Genomic DNA, 17,371 nt, shown 5'->3' with positions numbered 1-17,371 from the left:
CCCTCATCCCCACCCCCGCCACCGACCTCCTCACCTCCCTCCGCCTCGTCGACGCGCGGCTGACGCTCTCCGTGCGCGATGTGAGCCGGCTGGCCCCGGCGGTGGTGGCGTGGCTCGACCGTGGCGTACCGCCCGCGAACATCGTCCGTACGCTCGCCTCGGCCCTGCCCCTCGGCACCATCTTCCGCCCGGCCGCGCTCCTGGAGCACCGGCTCAGCGAGTGGCTGCCGCCGCCGCTTCCCGTCCTTCCCGTGGTGCCCGGCACATCGCCGAGGCCCGCCGGGCCCGCGCCCGTCCGGATGTGCTGCACAGGCTGCGACCGGCCCTTCGTGGACTCGGCCCCGCCCGGAAGCCAGGACCCGCCGGTGACGCGCTGCCGCGCCTGCCGTACGCAGCAGCCGGCGGCCGAGGCGGAACCCCCGGCTCCGCAACGCCCGTCCGCGCTCCGCAACGTCCAGGCGCCCCACCACCTCAGGACCGGAGCAGCCGCTTCTGTACGGTCTCAAGCGGCCCGTGCTCGAAGTGCCGCAGCCACAGCCGGGCCCCGGTGAACAGCACCACGCACACCACCGCCCACAGGCCCATCACCCACCACGGCCCGTGATCCGCCCAGCGCGCGGCCAGGCCGAGGCCGATGCCGTAACAGGCCAGCATGCACAGCACGTTCTGGAGGACGTAGCAGGACAGCGCCGTACGGCCGATCGCGCCGAGCCCCGCGGTGAGCGGGCCGGGCCGGCGCACACGGTCGACGATCAGGCCGATGAGGCCCAGGTAGCCGATCGCGACGACGGGGGCCGCGCCGTACCGGCCCAGCAGATAGAAGTCCGAACCGGCCGCCGCCGTGAGGGCGTTGAGCGGAAGGCCGACGCCCAGGCCCCAGACGCACATCCGCCGCCGGATGCGCCGCCCGTTCGCGTCCGCGGCGAAGGCACCCGCACGGAACAGCCGTACACCGAGATGGAAGAGGAAGACCAGCAGGGCGAACGAGACGACGGGCTCGATGCGCAGGCCGACCGCATTGTGCAGGCGGAACGCGATCTGCTCCGGATAGCCGCCGTCGGCGTACAGCGCGACCGCCTCGGCACTGGCCCCGCCACCCCCGCCGCTCCCCTTGGAGGACCTGCCGAGCGCGGCGGCCGTCAGCAGCGCCAGCACCGCCACGTGCACACCGCCCGCCACCGCCATCAGCACCCGCTGCGTACGTGCCGTACGCGTCAACTGCCAGGCCACCAGGAGCGCGACGACCGCATACCCCATCAGCACGTCCCACGCGAAGACGAGGACGAAATGGACGGTGCCCTCGACGAAGAGGAACAGCGCCCGCCACTTGTAGCGGCCGGGCCAGGTGCGGCCGCGCTTGGCGGCGGACCGGAACTGGATGGCGAGGCCGACGCCGAACAGCATCGTCAGCATCGACAGGAACTTGCCGTCCGCGAGGAACCGGAAGGTCCCCTCCGCCAGCCCCGACCACGACGAGTCGAACACCGACATGGCGGCGCCGCCCTTCAGGACGCCCGCTTCCGCGCCGGGCGCCGCGAAGATCCAGACGTTGGTCATCAACGTCCCGAGAATCGCGACGCCGCGCAGCACATCCAGCAGGGGCAACCGCGCGGCCCCGCCCCCGCCGGCCACAGGAGCCACCCGTGCCCCTGTCGCAACCTCCGCCGTCTCCGTTCCCGCCACGCCGTCTCCCACCGCCGGTGCCAGCTTCCCCACCATCGTCGGGGCGCGCAGCGGCCACTTCTTCGTCCGCTACGACGAGAAGCGGCTGCGTGCGGCTACATCCTTCGATGCAACGGGGGTGGAGACAGGGGTGGAGACGGGGGTGGAGACGGGGTCGCAGCCGGGGTCGGGGGCAGGGACGCGGACCGCGTCACGCCTTCGGCGCCACCTTGCTCAGACCGTTGATGATGCGGTCCATCGCGTCGCCGCCCGTGGGGTCGGTGAGGTTGGCGAGCATCTTGAGGGTGAAGCGCATCAGCATGGGGTGGGTCAGACCGCGCTGGGTGGCGATCTTCATGACCTTGGGGTTGCCGATGAGCTTCACGAAGGCGCGGCCGAGCGAGTAGTAGCCGCCGTAGGTGTCCTTGAGGATCTTCGGGTAGCGCTGGAGGGCCAGCTCACGCTGCGCGTACGTGGCGCGGGCGTGCGCCTGCACGATGACCTCGGCGGCGATCGCACCGGACTCCATGGCGTACGCGATGCCCTCGCCGTTGAACGGATTGACCAGGCCGCCCGCGTCACCGACGAGCAGCAGGCCCCGCGTGTAGTGCGGCTGGCGGTTGAAGGCCATGGGGAGGGCGGCGCCGCGGATCGGGCCGGTCATGTTCTCCGGGGTGTAGCCCCAGTCGGCGGGCATCGAGGCGCACCACGCCTTGAGGATCTCGCGCCAGTCCAGCTCCTTGAAGGAGGCGGACGTGTTCAGCACGCCGAGGCCGACGTTGCTCGTACCGTCGCCCATGCCGAAGATCCAGCCGTAGCCGGGCAGCAGCCGGTCCTGCGCGCCGCGGCGGTCCCACAGCTCCAGCCAGGATTCGAGGTAGTCGTCGTCGTGCCGGGGCGAGGTGAAGTACGTACGGACCGCGACGCCCATCGGACGGTCCTCGCGGCGGTGCAGGCCCATCGCCAGCGAGAGGCGGGTGGAGTTGCCGTCCGCCGCGACCACGAGCGGGGCGTGGAAGGTGACCGGCGTCTTCTCCTCGCCCAGCTTCGCCTGGACGCCCTCGATACGGCCGGTCAGGTCGTTGATGACCGGCGCGCCCACGTTGCAGCGCTCGTACAGGCGCGCGCCCGCCTTCTGCGCCTGGCGCGCGAGCTGCTCGTCGAAGTCGTCGCGCTTGCGGACCAGACCGTAGTCCGGGTACGAGGCCAGGTCCGGCCAGTCGAGCTGGAGGCGGTTGCCGCCGCCGATGATGCGCAGCCCCTTGTTGCGCAGCCAGCCCGCCTCCTCGGAGATGTCGATCCCCATGTTGATCAGCTGCTTGGTGGCGCGCGGGGTCAGCCCGTCGCCGCAGACCTTCTCGCGCGGGAAGGCGGTCTTCTCCAGGAGGAGGACGTCCAGGCCGGACTTGGCGAGGTGGTACGCGGTCGCCGAGCCGGCCGGACCGGCCCCGACGACGATGACATCCGCGCGGTGCTCGGAGCGGGGGGTGGTCACGGACGCGCTCACGGACTCGCTCACGGACTCAGTCGCGGATTCGGTCACGGCGGGATCTCCCGGAAGTCGATATCTGGGTGCCGACCGGCACTGGGCCCCGTCAGTCTATGGGGGCACTGCTGATCAGGATCTGAAGGGTTGGTCGGTCCATGCACGAGCCACAGGCACAGCCGTTCCCGGCACCGCGGCCACCGTCCGCGGCGGGCTTCACGCTCCGGGTGCCGTCCGAGGAGGACGCGCTGCACTGGCACCGGGTGTTCGCCCACCCGGACGTGATGGAGTTCCACGGCGGCGCCCCCGCCGAACTGTCCGTCTACCAGGAACTGACCGCACGGCAGCGGCGGCACCACGCGGAACACGGATTCTGCCTGTACTCGATGATCGGTACCGGCGCCGGCGGCGAGGAGGCCGGCGCCGTCCTCGGCTTCACCGGCGCACAGCCGTGGCCGCGCGACTGGGGCCCGGTGGGCGAGATCGAGATCGGCTGGCGGCTGGGGCGGGCGCACTGGGGCAAGGGGTACGCGACACAGGCGGCCCGCGCCGCACTGGAGGCGGTACGGGCCGCGGGCGTACGGAGCGTGGTGGCGATGGTCGCGTCCGGGAACGAACGGTCCATCGCCGTGACACGGCGGCTCGGCATGCGGCACGCGGAGACGTTCCGTACGCCGGGCGGGCAGGAAGGGTTCTGCTTTCGGCTGGAGTTGTGAGGGGGCAGGTGGGCGGGGGCCGGGGCGGCCCCCGGCCGTCACGCCTTCGGCTTCGGCTTCGTCCCCCGGTGCATCGCCACCACACCGCCCGTCAGGTTGCGCCAGGCCACCTCCGACCAGCCCGCCCGCTGGAGGCGCGCGGCCAGCGCGGGCTGGTTGGGCCAGGACCGGATGGACTCGGCGAGGTACACATACGCGTCCGGGTTGCTGCTCACCGCACGCGCCACCGGCGGCAGCGCCCGCATCAGGTACTCCGTGTAGACCGTACGGAACGGCCCCCACGTCGGCTCGCTGAACTCGCAGATGACGACCCGGCCGCCCGGCTTGGTCACCCGGTACAGCTCGGCCAGCGCGGCGTCCGTGTCCTGCACGTTGCGCAGCCCGAAGGAGATGGTGACGGCGTCGAACACATCGTCCGCGAAGGGCAGCCGCATGCCGTCACCGGCCACGAACGGCATCCACGGGTGGCGCTTCTTGCCCTCGCGCAGCATGCCCACGGAGAAGTCACAGGGCACGACGTACGCGCCGGCGCGGGTGAAGGGCAGCGAGGAGGTCCCCGTCCCGGCGGCAAGGTCGAGCACACGCTCGGCGGGCCGCGCCGCCACGGCCCGGTCCACCTCCTTGCGCCACAGCCGCGACTGCCCGAGGGACAGCACATCATTGGTCAGGTCGTAGCGCGCCGCCACGTCGTCGAACATCGCGGCGACATCCTGCGGCTGCTTGTCCAGGGAGGCTCGGGTCACCCGCCCATTGTCCCCCACGCCCCGAAAAGACTTTGGACGGGGACGGCCCGATGCCCCCCTCAGAACATCCGGGCGGTCCAGCGGTGCTGCATCAGGTGCGAAGCATCGTGAGCGGCCGAATCGGCCGTCCCCGCGAGAAAGATCCTGCCGGGCGGTAGCCGGGATTCCGGTTGCGTTGACGGGGTCCTGACGGAAGAGACGGGCGCCTTTACGCGTCGCTGACGAGTCAGCGGCGGACGAGACCCGCCAGGTCGATGCTGTTGGGGAAAGGGTGCGGGGTTTCCAGCTTTTCGCGGTGTACAGGGTGCTCCGGGGCCGGGATGTAGGTGCCCATCTCCCGATGAAGCCAGAACTCGTGCACCACAGGGACTCTGTCCGCACCCTGCTCGACCCGCCAGAAGTAGGGCACCCCCGCTGCCGCGAACAGCGCCGGCTTGCGGACCCGGTCGTCCTGTTGCGACCCGGCCGACACCACTTCGACCACGAGAACGACCCACTGGATGGGCACGCACTCCAGCTCCCAGAGATCTTGCCCGTGAGCATCGAAGACGACCACGTCGGGCTTGGGGGTGTTGCGCTCGTTGAGCCGGACACTCTGCTCGGCCAGAACCTCGTACGGCTCGCACTGCGCGTCCTCCAGCGACCGCAGAAGCCGGTCGCGCACCCGGTTGTGCCAAGGAACCGTCTGCCCCCGCGCCACGATCACTCCATCCACGAGTTCCCAGTCGAAGGGGAGGTCCAGTTCCTTGACCTGCTCGTGCGTCCAGCCGTCGGCAGGCGGGAACATCCAGGTCTCCGGAGTCGCCTTCTCCAGCCGCCGGTCAGTGCTCATCACTGCTCCCATGGACGCGAGTGTGGACGCGAGTGCGGATCACGGTCCTGAATACGACAGTACCGTCACACGAAGTGACGGGGGCGCTTCTCGGCGTTGACGGTGTGGACGGTCAGCGTCCCCGGTGGACCAGCCGCCCGCCCAGGACCGTCACCAGGCAGGCGCCACTCTCCCCGAACACCGCGAAGTCCGCCGGAGCACCTGCCGCCAGGCTCCCCGGCCGCTCGCGCAGCCCCGAGCGAGCCACCGCCGTGCGGACCGCGGGGTGGGTGAAGGGGCCGGTGAGCGAGGTGGTGCCGGTGGCGAGGAGGCGTTGGAGGCCGCGGCGGGCGCTGGCGCCCCAGCGGGTTTCGGTCATGCCGAGGGCGGTCAGCGCGTCGCCCGTCAGCGGGGCCGTGCCCAGGTCGTCGGCCTCGCGCGGGTCGGGGTGGTAGGCGGCCTCCAGGTAGGCCGTGCCGTCCGGTTCGTGGCGGCCGGGGGTCAGGACGCCGTCCCACTCGCGGACCCGGGCGCGCTCGCCGTACCGCTCGTACAGCTCCTCGTACGGGCCGATCGCCTCGATGCGGTCACCGGAGACGACGACCGCGTGCCCGGGGACCGGGGCGCCGTCCGCTGCAAGGCGGACGGCGTGCACGCGGTGGATCGTCAGCACGGCGGGATCAGTTCGCGTCGACGAGCTTCAGCTCGGGGTGTGCCGTGCCGCCCTCGATCGCGGTGGACGAGATGTGGGAGGCCACGCGCTCGTCGACCGGGTCGTCGGCCGGGTCGTCGTGGACGACCAGGTGCTCGTAGGTGGTCGCGCGCTGCGCCGGTACGCGGCCCGCCTTGCGGATCAGGTCGATGATCTCCTGGCGGTTGGAGCGGTGCTTGGCGCCGGCCGAGGAGACCACGTTCTCCTCCAGCATGATCGAGCCGAGGTCGTCCGCGCCGTAGTGCAGCGACAGCTGGCCGATCTCCTTGCCGGTGGTCAGCCAGGAGCCCTGGATGTGGGCGACGTTGTCGAGGAAGATCCGGGCGATCGCGATCATCCGCAGATACTCGAAGATCGTCGCCTGGGTGCGGCCCTTGAGGTGGTTGTTCTCGGGCTGGTAGGTGTACGGGATGAAGGCGCGGAAGCCGCCCGTGCGGTCCTGTACGTCGCGGATCATGCGCAGGTGCTCGATGCGCTCGGCGTTGGTCTCGCCCGTCCCCATGAGCATGGTGGACGTGGACTCGACGCCCAGCCTGTGCGCCGTCTCCATGATCTCCAGCCAGCGCTCGCCGGACTCCTTCAGCGGGGCGATGGCCTTGCGCGGGCGCTCCGGCAGCAGCTCGGCGCCGGCGCCGGCGAAGGAGTCCAGGCCCGCGGCGTGGATGCGGCGGATGGCGTCCTCGACGGTGGTCTTGGAGATGCGGGCCATGTGCTCGACCTCGGAGGCGCCGAGGGAGTGGATGACCAGCTGGGGGAACGCCTTCTTGATCGCGGAGAAGTGCTCTTCGTAGTACTCGACGCCGTAGTCCGGGTGGTGGCCGCCCTGGAACATGATCTGGGTGCCGCCCAGCTCCACGGTCTCCGCGCAGCGGCGCAGGATGTCGTCGAGGTCGCGGGTCCAGCCCTTGGCGGTGTCCTTGGGCGCGGCGTAGAACGCGCAGAACTTGCAGGCCGTCACGCACACGTTGGTGTAGTTGATGTTGCGCTCGATGATGTACGTCGCGATGTGCTCCGTACCCGCGTAACGGCGGCGGCGCACGGCGTCGGCGGCGGCGCCCAGCGCGTGCAACGGCGCAAAGCGGTACAGGTCGAGCGCCTCCTCGGGCGTGATCCGCCCGCCCTCCGCGGCACGGTCGAGTACGGACTGAAGGTCGGCGTTCTCGGTCACCGGGCGTCCCTTCGGAGGCGGGCATAACGACCGAACCAGCGTACGCCAGCGGTCCGGCACCACCGGCGGCGGGCGGCGCAGGCGGCCCGGCCGCCGCCCCTCCGGGACGTGCCGGGTCAGCCGCCCGTCTTCTTCAGGGACGCGTGGGGACGGCCGCCCGCCTCGTCGTCGGAGGCGAAGGCGAGCCTGCCGTCCTTGCCGAGCGTGTACGTGACGGCCGCCTCGGCCCCCGTACAGCCGGGTCCCGGCTTGCCGTCCGTGCGTTCCCGGAGGGTCAGCGCGGTGGCGGTGGCGGACACCAGCTCGGCCTTGGCCTCGCACCGGGCGATCAGGAAGTCGTACGTGGTGCGGACCACGTAGTCGCCCTTGGCGCCCGGGGTGATGGTGCTGGTGATGGTGCCGTTGGGGAGGTCGTGGCGGGTGATGACCGTGCCGGTCCAGGTGCCGAGGAACGGCTCGGGAACGGCCGACGCGCCGGGCCGGGTGTCCCCGGGCGCCGTGGACTGCCCGCTGGCGGGCGGCTTCGCGGCCGCGTCCCTGTCGCCGTCGCCGCCCTGCCCCGGCAGCAGCCGGAAGACGAACACGGCGGTCGTCGCCGCGGCGAGCACACCGGCCACGGAAAGCACGAGCGTGCAGCTCAGCCTGCGACGGCCGGAGCCGTTGGCCCCGCCGCCGAGGACGCCGTTGAAGGTGAGGCGGCGTTCTTTGGAAGGGGGTGGCGGCGGCTGCGTGGTTCCGCCCGGTGTTGGCCAGGAGGGGTGGGGGTGAGGTTGAGGGTGGGATTGGGGTGGCGAGGTGGCGGCCGGGGCGGCGGCCATGGCGTCGAAGGGGACGAGGCCGGAACCGTACGAGGGGTCCGGCGGCCCGAAGGCCCCCGCCATGTGACCGGCGGGCTCGTCCGGGCTCACGCCTACGTCCGGGCTCGGGCTCACGTCCGCGCCCGGGGCCACCCGCCCGTCCAGATTCAGCAGTTCCACAGCCTGTCGGCTGACCCGCTCGATCAGCGGTGCAGGCAGCCATCCAGCGCCGCGTGCCTCCGCCGCACCGCCCAGCCGCCGCACGATCTTCCCCGGCGCGGGCCGGTCCCCGGGCCGCTTCGCCAGGCAGGCCGCGGTCACCTCGCGCAGTTCGCCGGTGAGGGCGGGGCCCAGGTCGGGGTCCTCGTGGACGACCTTGTAGAGCAGGGCGGCCGAGCTGTCCCCGGTGAACGGGCCGGTCCCGGTGGCCGCGTACGCCAGTACCGCGCCGAGCGAGAACACGTCGCAGGCGCCGGTGACGTCCCGGCCCAGGATCTGCTCGGGTGCCATGTAGCCGGGCGAGCCGACCTGGACGCCGGTGGCGGTGAGCGCGGCGCCGCCGTCCATGGCGCGGGCGATGCCGAAGTCGATCAGCAGCGGGCCGTCGAGGGTGAGCATGACGTTGGACGGTTTGACGTCGCGGTGCACCAGGCCGTGGGTGTGTACGGCGGCCAGCGCCGCGGCCAGCCCGGCGCCCAGCGTCCGTACGGCGGAGGCGTCCAGGGGGCCGAAGTCCTCGACGGCCCGGGTGAGCGAGGGCCCGGCGACGTAACCGGTGGCCACCCAGGGGACGGGGGCCTCCGGGTCGGCGTCCAGTACGGGCGCGGTCCAGGCGCCGCCGACCCGGCGCGCGGACTCCACCTCGCGCCGGAAGCGCGCCCGGAACCGATCGTCGGCGGCGAGCCGCGCGTGCACCGATTTCACCGCGACGGTCCGGCCGCCCGCGCTGCGGCCCAGGTAGACCCGGCCCATGCCGCCCGCGCCGAGCCGGCCCAGCAGCCGGTACGCACCGATGACGCGCGGATCGTCCGCCCCCAGCGGCTCCATCGCCTCGCCTCCCCCTCCCGGCCCGGATCCCGCACCAGCCTAGGGGCCTATGACCCAGGTCATGCCGGGTCCGGTGAACCGGCACAGCGGCTTTCGCCTCCAAAGAGGAGGAACGCCAGCAACAGTCCGACATGTCCTGCGGGGCAGCTCACCGACCGGAGTACTTCCGTGCAGCATCATGCCGGGCAGCAGCCCTCGTACGGCTCCGCCGAGCCGCCTTCGTACGGCTCGGCGCAGCAGCCCTCGTACGGTTACGTCCAGCACGGGCCGGGGCCCGAAGGGCCCGGAGGGCCTGACCGCCCCGGCCGCCCCGGCCGGCGTTCCCGGCCGCGGCGGGCCCGCGCCGGGCGGCGCAAGCGGTTCCTGTGGATCGGCGCGGCCGTCGCCGTCCTCGGGCTGGCGTCCGTCCCCGTACTGAACGCCTTCGATGTCTTCTCCGACAACGGCGACCCGATGTCCTTCGACCGGACCGGCCCCGGCGGCGGCTCGGGCGACGCCGGAAAGGGCGGGTCCTCCGGTACGTCCGATCCCCGGGTACGGATGCCCACGGGCCCGCGCGCGGATTTCACGACGGCGAACACGCTGGACGACGGCACCAAGATCGGCGTGACCACGCTGCACGGGAAGAAGTCCGGCTTCACGGGCAAGGTCTGGGTCTGGGCCCCCAAGGAGTACTACGAGGAGAAGTACGCCAAGAGCGCCTTCCCGGTCCTCATCGCGCTGCCCGGCGGCCCCGGCTACCCGGTCAACTACTGGATGGGAACCGACCTGAAGCTGCAGAGCAGCATCAGCGAGTGGTCGAAGTCGGGCAAGAGCAAGCCGTTCATCGTCGTGATGCCGGTCCTGAACGCGGACAACAAGAACTACTACGACGGCAGTGACATCCCGGGGCAGCCGAAGATGGGCACCTGGATGTCCGACGACGTCCCCGACCTGGTCAAGGCCAACTTCCGCACCTTCACCTCGCGGGACGGCTGGGCCTTCATGGGCTCGTCGTCCGGCGCCTTCGTGGGCCTCAAGCAGGTGCTCCAGCACCCCGACCGGTTCAAGGCCGTGATCGCCAGCGGCCCGGACCTGCGGCCGGACTCGCCGCTGTGGCGCGGCCACGAGAAGGAGATGCGGGCCAACGACCCCGAGCAGCTGGCCAAGAGCCTGATCGCCCGGCCCGGTGCGCCGGACGTGCACCTCGCCTTCCAGATCGGCACCAAGGAGGGCGGCCGGGCCAAGCTGGAATCCTTCATGAAGAAATACGGCAAGGGGCCGATCAAGACCCGCCTCCAGGTGATCGAAGGCGGCGGCCACAACGCCAGGGGGTACGTCCGGGGCATGGACGACGGAACCATGCAGTGGATCAGCAAGGTGATACCGGGGCCGACGCCCGCGCCGTGATGTGACGTGACGCGACGTGGCGCGCGACCCGGTGCGCGCCACGGAGCATTCCGTACGGCTTTCCGATGCCTGCCGATGCGTACGATTCGTACACCTTGCCGACGCGTACGCCTTACCGGTTTTCCCGCCGGGCTTCGACAGGTCCGAGAGACGCCCGCGCGGGATTGTTGCCCCTTTCCCAGGAGCCATCCAGGGACCCTGAGGCGCCCTTCCGGCACTCCCCGAAGGAATCCGTGCGGCCCTTTCGGCCGCCCTCGGTGAATTCCCGGCGACTTCCCGGCGACTTTCCGCCGCCCCGTCCATGTCTTCCGTACGATTTCCGTGCGACTTCCGTGCACTTCCGTACGACTTCTACGCACCTTCCGCGCGGCTCCCGTACGCCCCCCGTACGACTTCCGCGCGCACCGGGAACACCATCCCAGTGCCGTCGGGACGCATTGGTATGCCGACCGCACACCCGCACCCGACCCACCCGCGGAATTCGCCGCCGGAATCGGACCTCAGGCCCGCGGGTCCTCCAGAAGGTCCACCCGCACGTCCGCCGGATAACCGGTCGTTTCTCCCGTTCTGCGGGCGAATTCCGCCACACCGCGCAGCTGGTCCGGGCCGAAGCGGAAGTCCAGCGTCGTGAAGTAGCGCTCCAGCACCTGCTCGTCGAAGGTCTCCCAGCGCGCGGCCTGCTCGGCCACCTTGCCGACCTCCTCCAGCGACAGATCGCGGGAGGCCAGGAACGCCTCGTGCACCTTGCGCACGACCACCGGCTCGCGCTCCAGGTAGTCGCGCCGGGTCGCCCAGACGGCGAAGACGAACGGCAGACCCGTCCAGTCCTTCCACATCTGTCCCAGATCGTGCACCTGGAGGCCGAGCCGGGGCGCGTCGTGCAGATTCGCGCGGAGCGCCGCGTCCCCGATCAGAACCGCGGCCTCCGCCTCCTGCATCATCAGGCCGAGGTCGGGCGGGCAGGTGTAGTAGTCAGGAGTGACGCCGATCTTCTCGGCCAGCAGCAGTTGGGCCAGGCGTACGGACGTACGGGAGGTCGAGCCGAGCGCGACCCGCGCCCCGTCCAGCTCCTCCAGGGGCTTTTGCGACACGATCACGCAGGACATGACCGGGCCGTCGCAGCCGACCGCCAGGTCGGGGAAGGCGACCAGGTCGTCGGCGGCCCGCAGGAACTCCACGAGGGTGACCGGGGCGATGTCGAGGTCGCCGCGCACCAGCTGTTCGCTGAGCTTTTCCGGGGTGTCCTTCGTGAGCTCCAGGTCGAGCAGGGTGCCCGTACGCGCGAGGCCCCAGTACAGGGGCATGCAGTTCAGAAACTGGATGTGGCCCACCCGCGGCCGGCTGCGACGGTGGTCGGCTGCGGCTCCTGCGGATGCGTCTCCAACGGTTGAATTGTCCACATGCGGAGGCTAGACCCGGCACGCGCCGGACGGTGCGGCGGGGCCTCCTGTGGTTCCTCTCGGACCGCTCCACCGCGCGGGTAAACGTGATCTTTGGCTCTTCCGCCCTACAAGCGCCCCGTGCTACGCTCAGCGCAAGTTGCAGTTTGGTTTCCCTTGCAGTACAGAGCCTGCGGAGCATGTGACGCCGCAGGCTTTTGTAGTTTTCAGACTTCTTGCAGGTTCTGGAGCAGGGCAACCCTTTGGCCCAAGGAGGGCTTATGGCTACCGGAACCGTGAAGTGGTTCAACGCTGAAAAGGGCTTCGGCTTCATCGCCCAGGACGGCGGCGGCCCGGATGTCTTCGTTCACTACTCTGCGATCAACGCCTCTGGCTTCCGCTCCCTCGAGGAGAACCAGCAGGTGAACTTCGACGTCACGCAGGGCCCGAAGGGCCCGCAGGCGGAGAACGTCACGCCGGTCTAAGTTGCCCGGTCCGACCGATCGCGGTTCGACTTAGCAGTACCCAAGGAGCCCCGCCTCTTCCTTTCGGAAGGGGACGGGGCTCCTGCCTTTTCGCCTGCGGCTGGGCTTGGCCGATTTACGGTGTGCGGCCACGCGGGGGCGGTGGGACCGGCCGCGGCCTCCGGCCTGCGTGTCCTCAAACGCCGGACGGGCTGGATTCACCTCTCCGCCACCTCCGGCTACCGTGCTCTTCCATGACCGGGCCGACCATCGCGGTGCACCATGTGCGGGCCGTCCTCGGCGGGGCGCGGCGGGCGGGGCTGGACACCGTGCCGCTGTTGCAGGCCGCCGGGATATCGCCGCTGCTGCTCGGGGACGACCGGGCGCGGGTGGCGGCGGACCGGTTCGCGCGGCTGGTCAAAGAGTTGCAGCGGGCCACGGACGATGAGTTCCTGGGGCTCGGGCCGCGGCCCAGCCGTCGGGGCACGTTCGCGATGATGGGCCTCGCCTGCGTGGGCTGCCCGGATCTCGGTACGGCGCTGGAGCGGGCCGTACGGTTCTACGGGCTGTTCCCCGGCGGGCCCGAGATGGCCGTGACGGTGCCCCGCCGGAACGGCGAGCCCCGTGCCCCCGGCCGGGACAACCGGGACGCCGCGCCTTCCCGCCCCGCCGAGTTCTCCCTCCTCAGCGACCTGCGCCCGTACCCCGAGGGCACCTTCCTCGCCGAGTGCGTGCTGATCATCTGGCACCGGCTGTCCAGCTGGCTCATCGGCCGGCACATACCGCTGTCCGATGTGTGCTTCGTCCACCCGGCTCCCGCGCACGCACACGAGTACGAGCTGCTTTTCGACTGCGCGGTGCGCTTCGGCGCACCGCGCACCGCGGCGGTCTTCGACGCCCGCTGGCTGGCGGCGCCGGTCGTCCAGGACGAGGCGGCGCTGGCGGCGATGCTGCGGCGGGCGCCCGCCGACCTGCTGAGCCGGCGGGAGTACGGCACGACCTTCACCGAGCGGGTGCGCCGCACGCTCGCCCCGGCTCTGCGCAGCCCGGGCCCGGCGCGGCTGCCGGAGGCGGCCGAGGTCGCGGCGCGGCTGGCGGTGAGTCCGGCGACGCTGCGCCGCCGGCTCCAGGCGGAGGGGACCTCGTACCAGCGGCTGAAGGACGCGGTGCGCCGGGACGCGGCGATCAGCGCGCTGGCGGCGGGCCGGGAGCCGATCGCCGCGCTGGCGGCGCGGCTGGGCTTCTCCGAGGACACCGCGTTCCACCGCGCGTTCCGGCGCTGGACGGGGACCACCCCGGGCGCGTACCGGCTGCGCCCGCACACCCCTGCCCTCCCGGGTCAGCAAAGCTGAGCGTCCTGGTCAGCGCCTTACTTACCCGCGAGTCACTACGGTCACCCCAACTACCCCGTCCTCCGGACCGTTGGGAGAGCCGCATGGTGCCCCACACCCCCCATGACCGGCGCGCGTCCCGCGCGCTGCGCACCACCGCCGCCACCGCCGCCACGGCGCTCGCCCTCTCGCTCGGCCTCACGAACGCCGCCGCCACCACGCCGACCGTCCCGCAGCCCGCCCCGGCGGCCGCACGGACGGCCCCGCGCCCCGGCGACATCGTGACGTCCTCCCCCACCTCCTTCCACCCCCTCCCCGGCCAGCCGACCCGTACCCGCGCCTGGCACATGGAGTACCGCTCGACCAGCGCCACGGGCGCCCCGAACGTCGTCTCCGGCACGGTCATCGTCCCGGACGACGGCCGCACCGGGCCGCGCCCCCTGGTCGCGTACGCCGTCGGTACGGTCGGCCTCGCCGACACGTGCGCGCCCTCGGCCGGCTTCCCCAAGGGCACCACCGTCGAGGCCAACCTCATCCAGCAGCTCACGGCGCGCGGCTGGGCGGTGGCCGTGACCGACTACGAGGGCCTGGGCACGCCCGGCGACCACACGTACACCGTCGGCCGGGCCGAGGGGCAGGCCGTACTGGACGCGGCCCGCGCCGCCCAGCGGCTGCCCGGCGCCGTGCGGGCGGGCGTCACCGTCGACTCCCCGGTCGGGATCATGGGCTATTCGCAGGGCGGCCAGGCGTCGGGCTGGGCGGCCGAGCTGCACGGTACGTACGCGCCGGAGCTGAAGGTCAAGGGCACCGCGACCGGCGGAGTCCCGGCGGATCTGCTCAAGGTCGCGGACTTCAACAACGGCAATGTGGGCGCGGGCCTGATCCTGATGGCCGCCGTCGGCCAGGACGCCGCCTTCCCCGAACTGGACCTGGCGAAGTACCTCAACGCCAAGGGACGGCACTACGTCGACTTCATGAAGAACAACTGCGTGGCGATCGACGGCATCGCGGGCGCCTTCAAGAAGATCTCCGACGTGACGGTCAGGAACCCGCTGTACGAGGCGGACTGGCAGCGGCGGCTGCGCGAGTCGGACCTCGGTACGCGCAGGCCGGACGCGCCGGTGTTCCTCTACCACGGCACGCTCGACGAGCTGATCCCGTACGGCGTCGGCCGGCAGCTGCGCGCGGACTGGTGCGCCAGGGGCGCCGACGTGCGGTGGAGCACGATCCCGCTGGGCGAGCACGTCATCGGCGCGATAGCGGGCGCCGTACCGGCCGCCAACTGGCTGGCGGACCGTTTCGCCGGCAAGGCAGCGAACGGCAACTGCGGCTAGAAAAAGCCCCGTTGGTACGTGAGCGGCAAGGAACCCCGCGCCACTTCCCCCACAGAGGTGACACGGGGTTCCCGTTTGCCGGGCCCGGCCCCCACCACGTTACCGGGGGGTCAGTTAACGAGACATCAGGGCCCGGGCGCCTCGCTCCCGCCCCGTACGTACAGCTCCTCGATCTCCTCGGCGAAGTCGCGCGCGATGGCGGCCCGCCGCAGTTTCAGGGACGGTGTGAGGTGGCCGGCCTCCTCGGTGAAGTCCACCGGCAGCACGGTGAAGCGGCGTATCGATTCCGCCCGTGACACCAGCTTGTTGGCGTCGTCCACGGCGTCCTGGATGTCGGCCAGCAGCACATCGTCCGTGACCAGTTCCGCCATCGGCACCCGCTGCTTCTTCTTCATCAGCCGCCAGTGCGCCAGGCCGTCGGCCTCCAGCGTGATCAGCGCGGTGATGTACGGGCGGTCGTCGCCCATGACCATGCACTGGCCGACGAGCGGGTGCGCCCGCAGCCGGTCCTCCAGCGGGGCCGGGGCGACGTTCTTGCCGCCGGAGGTGACGATCAGCTCCTTCTTGCGGCCGGTGATGGTCAGATAGCCGTCGGCGTCGAGAGCGCCGATGTCGCCGGTCGCCAGCCAGCCCCCATCGCTCCGCCCGTAACCGTGTTCTTCGTATGCGGGGAGCCCCCGGCCGTGCCCGAACCCGTCCCCGTTCCGCAGCGGGCCACCGGTCGCCGCGTCCCAGTAGCCCGTGAAGACCTGGGGGCCGCGCAGCAGCACCTCGCCGTCGTCCGCGATCCGTACGGCGGTGCCGGGCAGCGGCCGTCCCACCGTGCCGATACGCGGCTTGAGCGGCGGGGTGAGGGTGGCCGCCGCGGTGGTCTCGGTCAGCCCGTAGCCCTCGAAGATCTCGATGCCCGCGCCGGCGTAGAAGGCCGCGAGGCGGCGCCCGAGCGGGGAGCCGCCGCAGATCGCGTAGCGGACCTTGCCGCCGAGCGCGGCGCGGATACGGCGGTAGACCAGCGGGTCGTACAGCCGGCGGGCGGCCTTCAGCGCCGCGCCGGGGCCGCTGCCGGTGCCGTGCTCCTTGGCCTCCACGGCTTCCCCGTAGCGCCGGGCGATGCGGGCCGCGCGGTCGAAGGAGGCGGCCCGGCCCATCTTCTCGGCGGTGGCGCGGCCGGTGTTGTAGACCTTCTCCAGGACGTAGGGGATCGCGAGCAGGAACGTCGGCCGGAAGGTGGCCAGGTCGGCGAGCAGGTCCTCGGTACGGATGCTGGGCGCGTGGCCGAGGCGCACCCGCGCGCGCAGGCAGCCGACCGCGACCATCCGCCCGAAGACGTGCGACAGCGGCAGGAAGAGCAGCGTCGAGGCGGGCTCGCTGCTGACCGACTTGAAGACCGGGTGCAGCAGTTCGGTCGCGTTGTCCACCTCGGCGAAGAAGTTGCCGTGGGTCAGGACACAGCCCTTGGGGCGGCCGGTGGTGCCGGAGGTGTAGACGAGGGTGGCGATGTCGCCGGGCCCGGTGGCCGCCCGCCGCTCGGTCACCAGCGCGTTCGGCACCCGCCGGCCCTCCGCGGCGAGCTGCCCGACCGCGCCGGTGTCCAGCTGCCACAGGTGCGCGAGGTCCGGCAGCCCGGTACGGACCGAGCTGATCAGCCGGGTCTGCTCGACGCTCTCCACGACACACGCCGCGGCGCCCGAGTCGCGCAGGATCCAGTGCGCCTGGTGGGCGGAGGAGGTCGGATAGACCGGTACGGTGACCAGCCCGGCCGCCCAGGCGGCGAAGTCCACGAGCGTCCACTCGTAGGTCGTACGGGCCATGATGGCCAGCCGGTCGCCGGGCCGCAGCCCGTGTGCGATCAGGCCCTTGGCCACGGCGAGCACCTCGGCGGCGAACTCGGCGGCGCTCACGTCCCGCCACGCGCCCCCGGCCCCCTGGCCCGCCTTCTTGCGCGCCAGAACCACCTCGTCCGGCGCTTGCGCGGCGTTGTCGAAGGGGATGTCTCCCAGTGAACCGGTCCGCACCGGCGGCGCCAGCGGCGGTACGGACACCTCCCGTACGACCCCGTCCCGCACCTGGGTGCGCGGCTCCACCGGAGCGGGCGCCGAGGGCCCGCCTTGCAGTTCCCGGCCGGGCAGGTCCCGGCTGGGCAGTTCGCGACTGGACACGAGCGGCTCCTCGTCCCGCGGTGAGCGCGGCGGCCGGTGCGCGCAGGCGCCCGGCGGCGCGGACCCCAACGGACCCCAGGAGCAGGCCCGTTCGGGGCCGTGGACAGCGCGGCGCCTTGCGGCCGCACCCTCGACCATCACCTGACCCGACAGTAACCTTACTTCGAAGTAAA

Annotated in this window: 14 protein-coding genes and 1 pseudogene; 6 read left to right on the top strand and 9 right to left on the bottom strand. The window is 71.8% G+C overall.

Annotated elements, in window-relative coordinates; all coding sequences use genetic code 11:
• Window positions 1-551 (top strand): annotated as a pseudogene (locus tag ADK86_RS44345) (hypothetical protein); the annotation flags it as partial.
• Here the strand turns inward: ADK86_RS44345 and ADK86_RS10550 are convergent.
• Window positions 472-1,605 (bottom strand): DUF418 domain-containing protein, encoded by a 1,134-nt coding sequence (locus ADK86_RS10550; RefSeq protein WP_078951979.1) that lies wholly within the window; start codon window positions 1,603-1,605, stop codon window positions 472-474. The pseudogene ADK86_RS44345 and the gene ADK86_RS10550 overlap by 80 nt on opposite strands.
• 268 nt (window positions 1,606-1,873) lie before the next feature.
• Entirely contained in the window at window positions 1,874-3,181 is a 1,308-nt protein-coding gene (locus ADK86_RS10545; protein ID WP_420718835.1) for a geranylgeranyl reductase family protein, read from the bottom strand.
• A 125-nt stretch (window positions 3,182-3,306) separates the two neighbouring features.
• Between ADK86_RS10545 and ADK86_RS10540 the strand changes: the two genes are divergently transcribed.
• Window positions 3,307-3,864, top strand: a complete 558-nt coding sequence (locus ADK86_RS10540) for a GNAT family N-acetyltransferase (RefSeq protein WP_053696319.1) — start codon at window positions 3,307-3,309, stop codon at window positions 3,862-3,864.
• A 38-nt stretch (window positions 3,865-3,902) separates the two neighbouring features.
• Here ADK86_RS10540 and ADK86_RS10535 read toward each other — a convergent pair whose 3' ends face one another.
• The 5 genes from ADK86_RS10535 to ADK86_RS10515 form a co-directional block, all read right to left on the bottom strand.
• Window positions 3,903-4,607 (bottom strand): demethylmenaquinone methyltransferase, encoded by a 705-nt coding sequence (locus ADK86_RS10535; protein WP_053696318.1) that lies wholly within the window; start codon window positions 4,605-4,607, stop codon window positions 3,903-3,905.
• 226 nt (window positions 4,608-4,833) lie between these two features.
• A complete protein-coding gene (locus ADK86_RS10530) occupies window positions 4,834-5,439 on the bottom strand; it encodes a Uma2 family endonuclease (protein ID WP_053696317.1) in 606 nt (201 codons plus the stop codon).
• 112 nt (window positions 5,440-5,551) lie between these two features.
• Entirely contained in the window at window positions 5,552-6,091 is a 540-nt protein-coding gene (locus ADK86_RS10525; protein WP_053696316.1) for a hypothetical protein, read from the bottom strand.
• Window positions 6,092-6,098: 7 nt separating this feature from the next.
• On the bottom strand, window positions 6,099-7,298 hold the full coding sequence (mqnC, locus tag ADK86_RS10520; RefSeq protein WP_030605111.1) for a cyclic dehypoxanthinyl futalosine synthase: 1,200 nt from the start codon (window positions 7,296-7,298) through the stop codon (window positions 6,099-6,101).
• 116 nt (window positions 7,299-7,414) lie between these two features.
• Window positions 7,415-9,142, bottom strand: coding sequence for a serine/threonine-protein kinase (locus ADK86_RS10515; RefSeq protein ID WP_053696315.1), 1,728 nt, complete (start codon window positions 9,140-9,142; stop codon window positions 7,415-7,417).
• A gap of 168 nt (window positions 9,143-9,310) precedes the next feature.
• Between ADK86_RS10515 and ADK86_RS10510 the strand changes: the two genes are divergently transcribed.
• Window positions 9,311-10,531 carry an alpha/beta hydrolase gene (locus ADK86_RS10510; protein WP_078951976.1) on the top strand — a complete coding sequence of 407 codons (1,221 nt, stop codon included), beginning with the start codon at window positions 9,311-9,313 and terminating at the stop codon, window positions 10,529-10,531.
• Between the two features lie 500 nt (window positions 10,532-11,031).
• On the opposite strand, the gene ADK86_RS10505 is transcribed toward ADK86_RS10510, so the two are convergent.
• On the bottom strand, window positions 11,032-11,931 hold the full coding sequence (locus ADK86_RS10505) for a menaquinone biosynthetic enzyme MqnA/MqnD family protein (RefSeq protein ID WP_078951975.1): 900 nt from the start codon (window positions 11,929-11,931) through the stop codon (window positions 11,032-11,034).
• Window positions 11,932-12,191: 260 nt separating this feature from the next.
• Between ADK86_RS10505 and ADK86_RS10500 the strand changes: the two genes are divergently transcribed.
• The 3 genes from ADK86_RS10500 (at window position 12,192) to ADK86_RS10490 (ending at window position 15,039) form a co-directional block, all read left to right on the top strand.
• Window positions 12,192-12,395, top strand: a complete 204-nt coding sequence (locus ADK86_RS10500) for a cold-shock protein (protein ID WP_003984261.1) — start codon at window positions 12,192-12,194, stop codon at window positions 12,393-12,395.
• Between the two features lie 233 nt (window positions 12,396-12,628).
• Window positions 12,629-13,726 carry an AraC family transcriptional regulator gene (locus tag ADK86_RS10495; RefSeq protein ID WP_053696313.1) on the top strand — a complete coding sequence of 366 codons (1,098 nt, stop codon included), beginning with the start codon at window positions 12,629-12,631 and terminating at the stop codon, window positions 13,724-13,726.
• Window positions 13,727-13,809: 83 nt separating this feature from the next.
• Window positions 13,810-15,039 carry a lipase family protein gene (locus ADK86_RS10490; protein WP_053696312.1) on the top strand — a complete coding sequence of 410 codons (1,230 nt, stop codon included), beginning with the start codon at window positions 13,810-13,812 and terminating at the stop codon, window positions 15,037-15,039.
• Between the two features lie 125 nt (window positions 15,040-15,164).
• On the opposite strand, the gene ADK86_RS10485 is transcribed toward ADK86_RS10490, so the two are convergent.
• Window positions 15,165-17,153: an AMP-dependent synthetase/ligase gene (locus tag ADK86_RS10485; protein WP_107088448.1), complete on the bottom strand. Its 1,989-nt coding sequence runs from the start codon at window positions 17,151-17,153 to the stop codon at window positions 15,165-15,167.
• Between the last annotated feature and the right edge of the window lie 218 nt (window positions 17,154-17,371).

This window comes from Streptomyces sp. NRRL F-5755, from assembly GCF_001279365.1.
Classification (GTDB): Bacteria; Actinomycetota; Actinomycetes; order Streptomycetales; family Streptomycetaceae; genus Streptomyces; species Streptomyces rimosus.
Note: the sequence above shows the minus strand (reverse complement) of the source record. Positions and strands in the feature narration are given on the sequence as shown.